14 protein-coding genes are annotated in these 11,262 nt (G+C 68.0%); 3 read left to right on the top strand and 11 right to left on the bottom strand.

Features of this window, described 5'->3' with window-relative positions:
• Entirely contained in the window at positions 1-465 is a 465-nt protein-coding gene (locus V9G04_14040; protein MEI2714374.1) for a (2Fe-2S)-binding protein, read from the bottom strand.
• A 219-nt stretch (positions 466-684) separates the two neighbouring features.
• A complete protein-coding gene (locus tag V9G04_14035; protein MEI2714373.1) occupies positions 685-1,926 on the bottom strand; it encodes a transcriptional regulator in 1,242 nt (413 codons plus the stop codon).
• A 93-nt stretch (positions 1,927-2,019) separates the two neighbouring features.
• Between V9G04_14035 and V9G04_14030 the strand changes: the two genes are divergently transcribed.
• The gene (locus V9G04_14030; protein ID MEI2714372.1) at positions 2,020-2,898 is read left to right on the top strand and encodes an oxygenase MpaB family protein; all 879 of its coding nucleotides are present in this window, start codon (positions 2,020-2,022) and stop codon (positions 2,896-2,898) included.
• A 226-nt stretch (positions 2,899-3,124) separates the two neighbouring features.
• Here V9G04_14030 and V9G04_14025 read toward each other — a convergent pair whose 3' ends face one another.
• Positions 3,125-4,294 carry an XdhC/CoxI family protein gene (locus V9G04_14025; protein ID MEI2714371.1) on the bottom strand — a complete coding sequence of 390 codons (1,170 nt, stop codon included), beginning with the start codon at positions 4,292-4,294 and terminating at the stop codon, positions 3,125-3,127.
• Positions 4,295-4,392: 98 nt separating this feature from the next.
• Here V9G04_14025 and gdhA point away from each other — a divergent pair, with 98 nt between their 5' ends.
• The gene (gene gdhA / locus V9G04_14020; protein ID MEI2714370.1) at positions 4,393-5,730 is read left to right on the top strand and encodes an NADP-specific glutamate dehydrogenase; all 1,338 of its coding nucleotides are present in this window, start codon (positions 4,393-4,395) and stop codon (positions 5,728-5,730) included.
• A gap of 6 nt (positions 5,731-5,736) precedes the next feature.
• On the opposite strand, the gene V9G04_14015 is transcribed toward gdhA, so the two are convergent.
• From V9G04_14015 to V9G04_13985, 7 genes are read right to left on the bottom strand one after another with little or no spacing between them, the layout of a single operon-like run.
• Positions 5,737-6,864, bottom strand: a complete 1,128-nt coding sequence (locus V9G04_14015; GenBank protein ID MEI2714369.1) for a VWA domain-containing protein — start codon at positions 6,862-6,864, stop codon at positions 5,737-5,739.
• Position 6,865: 1 nt separating this feature from the next.
• Positions 6,866-7,741 carry a MoxR family ATPase gene (locus V9G04_14010; GenBank protein ID MEI2714368.1) on the bottom strand — a complete coding sequence of 292 codons (876 nt, stop codon included), beginning with the start codon at positions 7,739-7,741 and terminating at the stop codon, positions 6,866-6,868.
• Positions 7,742-7,786: 45 nt separating this feature from the next.
• Complete coding sequence (locus tag V9G04_14005) at positions 7,787-8,068, bottom strand: YciI family protein (protein ID MEI2714367.1); 282 nt, start codon at positions 8,066-8,068, stop codon at positions 7,787-7,789.
• Positions 8,069-8,088: 20 nt separating this feature from the next.
• Positions 8,089-8,853 carry an SDR family oxidoreductase gene (locus V9G04_14000; GenBank protein MEI2714366.1) on the bottom strand — a complete coding sequence of 255 codons (765 nt, stop codon included), beginning with the start codon at positions 8,851-8,853 and terminating at the stop codon, positions 8,089-8,091.
• Between the two features lie 5 nt (positions 8,854-8,858).
• Complete coding sequence (locus V9G04_13995; GenBank protein ID MEI2714365.1) at positions 8,859-9,410, bottom strand: nucleotidyltransferase family protein; 552 nt, start codon at positions 9,408-9,410, stop codon at positions 8,859-8,861.
• Positions 9,411-9,413: 3 nt separating this feature from the next.
• Positions 9,414-9,902, bottom strand: a complete 489-nt coding sequence (locus tag V9G04_13990) for a hypothetical protein (protein MEI2714364.1) — start codon at positions 9,900-9,902, stop codon at positions 9,414-9,416.
• A 13-nt stretch (positions 9,903-9,915) separates the two neighbouring features.
• Complete coding sequence (locus V9G04_13985) at positions 9,916-10,068, bottom strand: hypothetical protein (protein ID MEI2714363.1); 153 nt, start codon at positions 10,066-10,068, stop codon at positions 9,916-9,918.
• Between the two features lie 167 nt (positions 10,069-10,235).
• On the opposite strand from V9G04_13985, the gene V9G04_13980 reads away from it, so the two are divergent.
• Positions 10,236-10,691 carry a hypothetical protein gene (locus V9G04_13980; GenBank protein ID MEI2714362.1) on the top strand — a complete coding sequence of 152 codons (456 nt, stop codon included), beginning with the start codon at positions 10,236-10,238 and terminating at the stop codon, positions 10,689-10,691.
• A gap of 98 nt (positions 10,692-10,789) precedes the next feature.
• Here the strand turns inward: V9G04_13980 and V9G04_13975 are convergent, their stop codons facing one another.
• A complete protein-coding gene (locus V9G04_13975) occupies positions 10,790-11,260 on the bottom strand; it encodes a hemerythrin domain-containing protein (protein MEI2714361.1) in 471 nt (156 codons plus the stop codon).
• Positions 11,261-11,262 lie beyond the last annotated feature (2 nt).

Raw genomic sequence — 11,262 nt, 5'->3', positions numbered from 1 at the left:
TCACTCACCCGCCTTGGCTGCTGTGAGAACGCTCTTGACGATGTTGTGATAGCCGGTGCAGCGGCACAGGTTGCCCTCCAACCCGAGGCGTACTTCTTCCTCGGTCGGGTCGGGGTTCTCGTTGAGCAGGTCGACGCTCTGCATGATCATGCCGGGCGTACAGAATCCGCATTGCAGACCGTGGCACTCGCGGAACGCCTCTTGCACCTTGTGGAGCTTGTCGCCGTCAGCGAGACCTTCGATCGTAGTGACCTCGGCGCCGTCGGCCTGGACGGCAAGCACGTTGCAGGACTTCACGCTGCGGCCGTCGAGGTGCACAGTGCACGCACCGCAGTTGGAGGTGTCGCAGCCGATCACGGTGCCGGTCTTGCCGAGCTTCTCGCGCAGATACTGCACCAGCAGCATGCGTGGCTCGACGTCGTCGGAGACCTTCGCCCCGTCGACGGTGAGGTTGATCTTGGTCATCGGTTTGCTCTCCTTGGTCGCGGTCGTCCGAGCATCCTGGTGTGACCCAGGTCACCTAAGCGTCGAACGTACGGCCGGCCGGTTGGTGATGGGTTGGCGAGAACCGACACGTCTACGGAACCGTTGGAGTCCCCGGCTGGCCGGGGACTCTCATGGTGTGTAACCAATGCCTTGGTTACTAACCGTGAAACTCACCGGGCAGCCGGTGACTCTCCACCCTCACCGCTGGGCCGCGGCCAACTTTCCCTTCAGCAGGGCCTTGTCGGGGTGGGGGGACTCCCCCAGCGCGCGCAGGGCCGCCTCGACGACCTCGGTGTCGTACGGCGCGATCTCCGCGTAGTGCAGCACCGCCGCCGAGTCCGGCGACGCGAGCAGCGCCTCGCGTACGGCTACCGCGACGTATTCGGCCAGCTCGGTCAACCGTGGCGAGTTCGTCCCGGGCAGCAGGTCGCCGCCGTAGACCGACACCGCTGCCGCCACTTCACCGCGGCGCAGCAGGCGGAGCACCTCGTCGATGTCGGTGCGGACCGGCATGGTCAGGCGGTAGGGCCGAGACGACAACTGACCCGAGAGCGCCGCGCGTAGGTGTGAGACCTCGGCCTTCAACGTGGAGACGGTGACAGGTTCATCGCCGTAGAGATGCGCGTGCAGATGCTCCAGCGACAACCCGTTCGGACTGAGCGCGAGCAAGGCGAGGATCTCGGTCTGGCGCCGGTTGAGCAGCAGCCGCTGGCCGTCGAGGAAGGCCTCGGCGGTGCCGAGCAGGGTCAGCGACAGACCGGGGCCATGGGTCGCCGCTGGCGACGGGTCGTCGTACGCCAGCCGCGAATGCGGCAGCGCGGTCTCGATCAGACGGGCCAGTACGCGCGCCGTGGCCAAGCCGATCGGGTGGGTGCGCTCCCACATCGTCGACAGGTCGATCACGCCGAGTTGGCGCCCGGTCGCGGGGTCGTGCACGGGCGCGGCCCAACACACCCAGTTGTGCACGATCGGGGCATAGTGCTCGGCGCTGAAGACCATCGACGGGTTGCCGTGGCGCAGCGCGAGGTTGAGCGCGTTCGTGCCGACCGACCCCTCGTCCCAGCGCCCACCGGCCACGAAGTTGACCGACTCGGCCTTGCGTCGCATCACGCGACCGCCGTAGGTCCACAGGATCCGGGTCTGTTCGTCGGTGACAGCCAGGACGAGGTCGCCGTCCTCGGCCGTACGCCGCAACTCGGCCTCGACGCGTTCGATCGCCACCTGCAAGGGGCTGGACTCGAAATAGGCGCGCGTCTCACTCTCGTCGTCGAGCGGCGCGTGGCTGATCTCGTGGTCGAGTTCCGCAGCACTCGACCGTTGCCAACTTCTCCAGATCTCCGGACGCACCCGCTCCTCGACCGCGTCACCGTTCTCGACGAACGCGGTCCAGGCCTCGACCATTCGACGACGGCGGTCGGACAACTCGGCGGGTGTGTTCATGTTCCCCCAGACCTCACGTAATGCGGCTCACCGTAGCCCGCGCCCGGCAATCGTGCAGAAGTTGTCCCGCAATCCGCGGGCTAGGCTCACGAGATGACCTTGCTCGATGCGGTGCAGGAGCGGCTCGGGACCGAGTTGTTGCGACGTGTCGCCGGACCGGATGCCGATCGGCGCCGCGAGGTGGTGCATGGCGCCCAGGGGCCCCGCTGGTTCGAGGCGGACTCCCCCATCGGCTGGGTGCACGGGGACGCGTCGATGTTCATCGGCGGGATCCGCGCGATCATGCTGCAGTCCCTGCATCCCGCGGCGATGCAGGGCGTCGCCGACCACTCGGGCTACCGAGGCGACATGTGGGGTCGACTGGCGAAGATCTCCTACTACATCGCGACCACGACCTTCGGGACCGAGCGTCATGCCGAGCAGGTGATCGACGCGGTGCGTCACGTTCACGAGTCGGTCACCGGCACGATGCCGGACGGCACGGCGTACGCCGCCAACGATCCACACCTGCTCGGCTGGGTTCACGCCGCCGAGATCGACTCTTTCCTCACGGCCCATCGCGCATTCGGCGCGCGCCGGCTCACGCGCGCTCAGCAGGATGAGTACGTCGGCCAGACCGCCCGGGTCGCGCGCCGGATCGGGGTGCTCGATCCGCCGACCACGCTGGAGGAACTGAAGGGGACGCTGGCGGCGTACGGTCCCGAGTTGCGCGGCACCGATGCCGCGCGGGACGCGATCGGCTTCCTGGTCAAGCACCCTGATCTGCCGTGGGCGGCACGTCCGGCGTACTGGTCCCTGATGGGCGGCGCGATCACGCTGCTGCCCCCGTGGGTGCGCACCGAACTCGCGCTGCCCGCGTGGCCGGGTGTCGTCGACGCGCCCGTACGAGCCGTGGGGTCGCTGTCGACGACGACGGTGCGGTGGGCGATGGCCCCCGGGCATGCACGGGCGCGGAGTATGCGTCCGGCGTGACGTGGTTTCGAGACGGCCGCTGCGCGGCCTCCTCAACCACCGGTGACCGCTCCACCGACGCAGGGTTTCGAGACGGCCGCTGCGCGGCCTCCTCAACCACCGGTGACCGCTCCACCGACGCAGGGTTTCGAGACGGCCGCTGCGCGGCCTCCTCAACCACCGGTGACCGCTCCACCGACGCAGGGTTTCGAGACGGCCGCTACGCGGCCTCCTCAACCACCGGTGATCACGCGTGGATGCGGCCCTCGCGGTCGCCGAGGCGGTCACCAGAGCCACCCCACTGCAACTGGATGATCTCGGCCGCGATCGACACCGCGGTCTCCTCGGGCGTACGAGCGCCCAGGTCGAGCCCGATCGGAGACGACATCCGCGCGATCTCGTCGTCGGTGACCCCCACCTCGCGCAGTCGCGCGAGTCGGTCGTCATGTGTCTTGCGAGAGCCCATCGCGCCGATATACCCCACGGCGGGCAGACGCAGCGCCACCTCCAAGAGCGGCACATCGAACTTGGGGTCGTGGGTGAGCACGGTGATCACCGTGCGCGCGTCGAGCCGACCGGCATCACGCTCGGCGGCCAGATAGCGGTGCGGCCAGTCGACGACAACCTCGTCGGCCTCCGGGAAGCGTGACGTCGTGGCAAAGATCGGGCGGGCATCGCAGACGGTGACGTGATAGCCGAGGAACGCCCCGACCCGCGCGACGGCCGCCGCGAAGTCGATAGCGCCGAAGACCAGCATCCGCGGCTTGGGCGCGAACGCCCACACGAAGACCCGCATCCCCTCGCCGCGGCGCTCGCCGTCGGGGCCGTACTCCAAGGTCGCGTGATGTCCCGCGGCCAGCAACCCGAGGGCGTCGTCGTGGACGGCATGGTCAGCACGCTCCGAACCGATCGACCCCGAGATGCCGGGGCGAGTCGGCTGGGCTTCGTCAGGACCCGTGCGTACGTGGGGCACCACCTCGTCGGGGCGACAGATCATCCGCCGTCCCAGCCAGGCAGGATCCGGGTGCACGACCACGGTCGCGACGGCGACCGGGCGACCGGCCGCGATGTCAGCCGCGACCTCGCCCAATCCAGGGAAGGTCTTGCGATTCACCTTCTCCACGTAGACGTCGAGAATCCCACCGCAGGTGAGCCCGACCGAGAACGCGTCCTCGTCCGAGACCCCATAGCGCACCAACTCGGGGACACCCGAGGCCACGACCGACTCACCCAACTCATAGACCGCGCCTTCGACGCAGCCACCACTCACCGAGCCGACGGCCTCACCGCTCGGACCGACGATCATCGAGGCTCCGGGGGGCCGCGGCGCGGACTGAAAAGTGGCAACCACGGTGCCGAGACCGACGGTCTCGCCGGCCTCCCACCAGGTGAGCAAGTCGTCCAACACTTCGCGCACAGGTCCTCCTGCCCCAGCGTCATGTGAGATGTCCACTGTAGGGGCGCCGGGTCAGGCCAGCAGTGAACCATGGCAAGGTGCCCCCCATGTTCGACGCACTGCACCCCAAACTCCAGCCCCTCTTCGAGATCGTGCTCGAGCGCAACGCCGGCGAGCCAGAGTTCCACCAGGCCGTCTACGAGGTGATGCTGAGTCTGACCCCGATCGCCGGCGAGCGGCCCGAGTACGCGCAGTGGTCGGTGCTGAAGCGGATGTGCGAGCCGGAGCGACAGATCATCTTCCGGGTGCCGTGGGTTACCGACACCGGCGAGGTGCAGATCAACCGGGGCTACCGCGTCGAGTTCAACTCAGCGCTCGGCCCCTACAAGGGCGGCCTGCGGTTCCATCCCAGCGTCAACCTGTCGATCATAAAATTCCTCGGCTTCGAGCAGGTGTATAAGAACGCCCTGACCGGGATGCCCATCGGCGGCGGCAAGGGCGGCTCCGACTTCGACCCCAAGGGCCGCAGCGACCGCGAGATCATGGCGTTCTGTCAATCCTTCATGACCGAGCTCTACCGCCACATCGGTGAATACACCGACGTCCCGGCCGGTGACATCGGCGTCGGCGGTCGCGAACTGGGCTATCTCTTCGGGCAGTACAAGCGGATCACGAACTCGTACGAGGCCGGCGTGCTGACCGGCAAGGGAGTCGCCTGGGGCGGGTCGCTCGTACGCACCGAGGCCACCGGCTACGGCACCGTCTTCTTCGCCCGCGAGATGCTCGCGACCACCGGAGACTCGTTCGAGGGCAAGAAGGTCGTCGTCTCCGGCGCGGGCAACGTCGCGATCTATGCCGTCGAGAAGGTGCACCAACTCGGCGGCACCGTGATCGCATGCAGCGACTCCGGCGGCTACATCGTGGACGAAAAGGGCATCGACCTCGAACTGCTCAAGGACATCAAGGAGGTGCGCCGCGAGCGCCTGAGTGCGTACGCAGACGCGCGCCCCGGCGCGCGCCACGTCACCGACGGCTCGATCTGGGACGTCCCCTGCGACGTCGCACTCCCGTGCGCGACCCAGAACGAACTCGACGGCGGGCACGCCAAGCGCCTGATCGACAACGGCGTACGCCTGGTAGCCGAGGGCGCCAACATGCCCTGCACGCCCGACGCGGTGAAGGCTTTCCAGAGCACCGGCGTGCTCTTCGCGCCGGGCAAGGCCTCCAACGCGGGCGGAGTCGCCACCTCTGCTTTGGAAATGCAGCAGAACGCGTCGCGCGACTCGTGGTCGTTCGAGGAGACCGAGGCCAAGCTCGACGAGATCATGGTCGGCATCCACACCCAGTGCGTGACCACGGCCGAACAGTACGGCGACCCGGGCAACTATGTGATGGGCGCCAACCTCGCCGGCTACATCAAGGTGGCCGACGCGATGGTGGCGCTCGGTGTGATCTGAGCCGACTCAGGATCGCTCGATCACGTCCGCCAGCTCGGCGAAGGTCGCCAGCGAGTGCCCCGCCACAAATTCGTGGCAGAAGGGCAGCGCGGCGATCACGCCGGCCTGGATGGGTTCGTACCCGGCCTTCCCGCGGTGCGGATTGGCCCACACGACGCGGTGGGCGATGCGGTGCAGGCGTGCCATCTGCTCGCGCAGCAGGTCTGGTTCACCGCGCTCCCAGCCGTCGCTGAAGACCACCACGACCGATCCACGCGCCATCCCGCGCTGACCCCACCGGTCGAGGAAGAAGCGCAGTGTCTCCCCGAGTCTGGTGCCACCCGACCAGTCGGGCACGGTCTCGCCTGCCGCGACGATCGCACGATCCGGATCGAGGAGTCGCAACGCGCGGGTGATGTGGGTCAACCGGGTGCCGATCGTGAAGGTCTCGACCACGCCGCCGGTCCTACGCGCCGACTGGGTGAAGCGGTGGGCCAGGCGCAGCAGCGCATCGGCGTACCCGCTCATCGAGCCGCTCACGTCGATCAACAGCACCACCCGACGCGGGCGCCTGCCACGGCGCCGCCAGGCGATCCGGCCCGGCTCACCGAGATGACGCAACGAGTTGCGCAGCGTACGCGTGGCGTCGACGTCGCCGCGGTGCCAACGCTGGTGGCGAGCCGTACGCCGGCTCGGTGGCCTCAGACTGAGAGTCGCAAACATACCTGCGAGTCGCTGTTTCTCCGCCGCATCCATCGCGGCGACGTCACGCTGGCGCAGCACCTCGGCCGCCGAGGCCTGGGCTCGGATCACGTCGTCGTCGGTCTCACCCGAGCCGCTGCCCTCGTCCTCGCCAAGGGTGAGGGCACTGGGCGAGGGGGTGTGCGTACGCGGTCGAGCGCGCGGCAGGCCGTCGCGAGAGTTGAAGTACGCCTCGAAGACCTGGTCGAAGCGGATCAGGTCGTCGGGCGAAGCGCACAACGTGGCGCGCCCGGCTATCCGCACGTCGTCCGGGCTGCCCAAGCCGACGATCGAGGCTGCCTCCAGAAAGGTGTGCGCACGATCTGCCGTGACCACGACCCCGGCGGACCGCAGGGCGCCGGCGAACCCGAGGAGGATCTCGTCAGGGTCTCGACGTGGCTCGACCGATTCCATGTCAGGTGGTCAGCACTCGGTCGAGGGCGGCCTTCACCCGGTCGCTGTCCTCCCGATATTTGATCAGCGCGCCGAGGGTCGCGGAGGCGGATTCGAGGTCGAGGTCGGCCGCGCCCAGATAGGTCAGCGCCCGCGCCCAGTCGAGGGTCTCGGCGACTCCGGGCGGCTTGAGCAGGTCGTCGCGCACCCGCAGTTGCTGCACCACACCGACCACCTGGCGAGCCAGGGATTCGCTCACCTCGGGCGCACGACTTCGGACGATCTCCACCTCGCGGTCCAGGCCCGGGTGGTCGATCCAGTGATAGAGGCATCGCCGCTTCAACGCGTCGTGGAGTTCGCGGGTGCGATTGGAGGTGAGGACGACCAGCGGCGGCTCGGCGGCCTTGATCGTGCCGAGCTCGGGGATGGTCACCTGGTAGGTCGAGAGCACCTCCAACAGGAACGCCTCGAACTCGTCGTCGGCCCGGTCGACCTCGTCGATCAGCAGGACCGCACGGTCGTGCTGTAGTGCGGCCAGCACCGGACGAGCGAGCAGGAAGCGTTCGTCGTACAGGCTCTTCTCGGTCTCCTCCACGGTCCCCTCGCCACCCACGGCTTCGAGCGTGCGCAGGTGCAGGATCTGCCGGGGGAAGTCCCAGTCGTAGAGTGCCTGGGTGGCGTCGATGCCCTCATAACACTGCAGCCGGATCAGCGGTCGGCGGAGGGCTTGCGCCAGTCCTTCGGCCAGCGCGGTCTTGCCGGTGCCGGGCTCGCCCTCCAAGAGCAGCGGGCGCTCCATCCGCAGCGCCAGGTAGGTGACCGTGGCAAGCGCCTCGTCCGCGAGGTAGCCGGTCGACCCCAGCAGGTCGGCGACGTCGGCGGGCGAGGTGAGCGACATGGGTTCAGGCTACGGCTCAGCGTGTTGGTCGGCCGTAGGTTCGCCTCATAACTCGGCGATCGCCTCGTGGCGCGTGACCGCGTTCCACGGCTTCAACGAGACAACCTCGACACCCGGGGTGGAGTAGTAGGGGTCGTTCTCGACGTACGCCTGGGCCTCCCGCGCGTCGTCGGTCAGGAAGATCAACAAGGCGCCAGAGTCGTCGGCGTACGGTCCCCCGGCCAGCACCTTGCCCTCGCTCCTGAGCCCGGCCATCAACTCCCGATGCGCGGGGCGGGCGTCGAGGCGGGCCGGGTTGTCGGAGAAGGCGAGTTCGAGGACGTACATGTCCCTCACCCTAGGTGCCGTCAGGCCACCGAGAAGCCGCCGTCCACCGCGAGGAGATGACCGGTCACGAAGCCCGAGGATGGGGCCGCGATGAAGATGACCGCGCTGGCAAAGTCGGCAGGGACGCCGTTGCGCTTGACCAGATGGCGCTCGGCAAGCGCCTCTTCGCGGCCGGGCTCGGCGATCGTGGCCTGAGTCATCGGCGTGACCACGAATCCGGGGATCAGAGCGTTGCTGGTCACACCTCGGCTCGACCACGCTTCGGCCTGAGAGCGCGTGAGTCCACCAATAGCCGCCTTGGCCACGCCATAGACACCAGAGTTCCCGAACGCGCTCCACGTCTGTTGTGAGCCCACGTTGATGATCCGGCCCCAACCGCGCTCAGCCATGCGTGGGCCGGCAGCCTGCCCGAGTCGCAGGGGTGCCATCAGGTTGACGTCGAGCGTCTCCTGGATCGCGGGCTCGGTGGTGTCTTCGAGTCGCGGTCGGTGATTGACGCCCGCGCAGTTGACCAGGATGTCGGCTCGTCGCAGATCGTCGGTGGCGCACAGCTCCGCCAGTTGCGCGGCGTCGGCAAGGTCGTACGACGCGGCACTCGCCTCGACACCCAGGTCGGTCAGGTGCGCCACTGTCGCGTCGAGGTTTTCCTGGCCACGGGCGACCACATGCACGCTGGCGCCCGCGCGCCCCAAGGCCTCCGCGGCCGCGGCACCGATGCCGGATGAGCCGCCGGTGACGACGGCGTGCTTGCCGCGCAGGGAGAACAGTTCGTCGAGGTAGGACACGTGCGTCAGTGTGGCGTGTCCTGATCGGCTCCGGTCGCGAGGTCACCGCATTCGATCTCCTCGACCAGCTCATCGTGCCTGCGTAGATAGTCGCGCGCGCCCTGATCACCCTGGGCCGTCGCGATGACGCCCGCCCAGTGATCTCGGCCCAGGAGCACGGGATGGCCGGGGACGCCGTCGTACGTCGCCCTCCGCAGCGTGGCGGCCGTGATCGGCGTTCTGAGCATCCGCTGGGTCACGGCCGCATCGACGTCGGGCAGGTCGACCAGGGAGACCAGGCAGGCGGTCTCGCCATCTAAGGATTCCAGGCCGGCCTTCAGCGATGCCGCCATGCCGTCCACCCAGTCGCGCGCGAGCACCCGGCGTACGGACATCGGCAGCATCGCCGCCGCCTCGTCGGCTCCTGCACCGAGCACGACGGTGATCGCATCACAAGGCTTGAGGGCGACGACCGAACGCAGCAACCACGCCGACCCGTCGGGGTCACGGGCCAGTGCCTTGGGGCCGCCGTATCTGGTCCCCGATCCGGCCGCGAGCAGCAGACCGTGGACCGTCATCGGTCAACCCCCGAAGGCATCGACGAACATCTTGCGCTGCTTCTTGGTCGAAGGGGCACTCAGGCCACAGGGCAGCACCGTGTCGCCGTCACCGACGGCGACCAGATACTGCTTGCCCTGCTCGAACTTCACCGCGCTGATCAACGCTTGCAGGTCCGCGCTCGGTGCGGTGATGTGGACCAGGTCGGCACCATCTCCGCGATACCACTGCGCAACCTCCAAGGTGACCTGTCCGTCGGTGATGTCGAGAACGGTGCCCTCGAACGCGTAGGTCGCATTGTTGGTGAGGAACTCGGCCGTCGGCATGGCGCACCGCGAGTTGAGCTGCCCCTCATTGGGACCCTTGAACTCCACAGCGTTCGTGTCCGGCGATTCCTGGGGTTGAGTCGTCGCCTCAGCCGGTGGCGGATCGCCCACGTCGTTGCTGCCCCCCGAGTTGGAGCAGCCCGCCAGTGCGAGCACCACGGCAAGAGCAACCAAAGTGCGTTTCATGTTCATCTGACGCTCAGACCTCGTCCGTCGTTCCCGCGGGCACCTCGGCCTCGGGCACGGACCTGCGCGCGAGTCGGCGTACGACCGCCATCAGCACGCCGCCCAGGGCGACGGCACCCAGCACCGCGCCGCCCGCGATCAAACCTGAACTGCTGTCATCTGCCATGTCGATGAGCCTACGGTCTGGCGGGCTGGCCCACGTAGGTATGCCGGGCCGGCAGCCAGGTGCGTATCCGCTGACGCAACGGATCGGTCGCCGGGAGCGCCGGTGGTCGCATAAGCCAGTTGAGTTGCCGACGGTTGAGGCTCCCCTGCCGCGGGAATGCTGCCGCGATGGCGTACCCCTATCCCTCTCAGTACGCGCCCCCACCACGCAAGCCGCGCGGCGGAAAGGTCCTGCTGGTGGTGATCTTGGCTGTCGTCGGGCTCTGCGGGATGTGCGGCATCGGCCTGGTCGCTGCGGTGCTGTCGGGCGCCTTCGGGACCAGTCACGACGACCTGCGTGCGATGCGAGATCGCGACCTCGGCGGATTGCCCGACGTACGTGTCGCGCGCGAGGAAGAAGGTGGGACGGCATCCTGCTTGCCGGTGTGCGCCTTCGTGACGACGTATTACGACCTCGACTCACCCGGCGGCTTCAAGATCATGGTCGAGCAACGGTTGGAGGAGGCCGGCTTCCGCTACGTCCCCGACGAGGATCAGTGGCGACGCGAGGGGATCGGCGTGGTCGTACGCAGTTCGACCGACGGCACTGGGTCCATCCGGTACGACTCTGGCTTCGACGACTGATCCGCGCGAGTTCACGCGCACGCTCGAACTCGTACGGCTGGACGTCCCCTGGGCGCGCGAGTTCACGCGCACGCTCGAACTCGTACGGATCGAGGGCTTCAGTCGGCGATCAGTTCCTGTCCCGGATGCGCGGCCTGCCAGGCCGCGATGGCCTGGTCCCATTCGGCGCCAGAGAACTCCACCAGCGTTGCCGGGAAGATCCCGTCCTCCTCCTTGGCGATATGGACGCCCAACTCGATGACCTGCTCGCGCAGGACCGCCTGGTCCGCGGCCCGCGACAAGTCCAGCGACCGCAGGATGACCTCGAGTTCGCGGTGCTCGGCGATCAACGGCTCGATATGTTCGCGATAGGTCGGGTCGTCGATCATCAACGCGAAGACGCCCTTCTCCTCGCCCTGCCAGTGCGTACGCAACTCCTCGGCCATCGCGTCCACATGCGCAGTTGCCGCCTCGACATCACCGCGATCCAGCGCGCGTACGGCGTGGTCACCGTGCTCGGTCACCCGCTCGTGCTCGGCGATGTAGTCCCGGATCAACCGGATATGACGACAGCCGCAGTAGTGGCACACGC

This window comes from Nocardioides sp., assembly GCA_037045645.1.
In the GTDB taxonomy this organism is placed as follows: Bacteria; Actinomycetota; Actinomycetes; order Propionibacteriales; family Nocardioidaceae; genus Nocardioides.
This window is presented reverse-complemented; position numbering and strand designations above follow the sequence as displayed.

What these genes read in the sequence shown, in the direction of transcription:
- V9G04_14040 (MEI2714374.1), bottom strand. Translation starts at nt 465, where the DNA reads ATGACCAAGATCAACCTCACCGTCGACGGGGCGAAGGTCTCCGACGAC.
- V9G04_14035 (MEI2714373.1), bottom strand. Translation starts at nt 1,926, where the DNA reads ATGAACACACCCGCCGAGTTGTCCGACCGCCGTCGTCGAATGGTCGAG.
- V9G04_14030 (MEI2714372.1), top strand. Translation starts at nt 2,020, where the DNA reads ATGACCTTGCTCGATGCGGTGCAGGAGCGGCTCGGGACCGAGTTGTTG.
- V9G04_14015 (MEI2714369.1), bottom strand. Translation starts at nt 6,864, where the DNA reads ATGGAATCGGTCGAGCCACGTCGAGACCCTGACGAGATCCTCCTCGGG.
- V9G04_14010 (MEI2714368.1), bottom strand. Translation starts at nt 7,741, where the DNA reads ATGTCGCTCACCTCGCCCGCCGACGTCGCCGACCTGCTGGGGTCGACC.
- V9G04_14005 (MEI2714367.1), bottom strand. Translation starts at nt 8,068, where the DNA reads ATGTACGTCCTCGAACTCGCCTTCTCCGACAACCCGGCCCGCCTCGAC.
- V9G04_13995 (MEI2714365.1), bottom strand. Translation starts at nt 9,410, where the DNA reads ATGACGGTCCACGGTCTGCTGCTCGCGGCCGGATCGGGGACCAGATAC.
- V9G04_13990 (MEI2714364.1), bottom strand. Translation starts at nt 9,902, where the DNA reads ATGAAACGCACTTTGGTTGCTCTTGCCGTGGTGCTCGCACTGGCGGGC.
- V9G04_13985 (MEI2714363.1), bottom strand. Translation starts at nt 10,068, where the DNA reads ATGGCAGATGACAGCAGTTCAGGTTTGATCGCGGGCGGCGCGGTGCTG.
- V9G04_13980 (MEI2714362.1), top strand. Translation starts at nt 10,236, where the DNA reads ATGGCGTACCCCTATCCCTCTCAGTACGCGCCCCCACCACGCAAGCCG.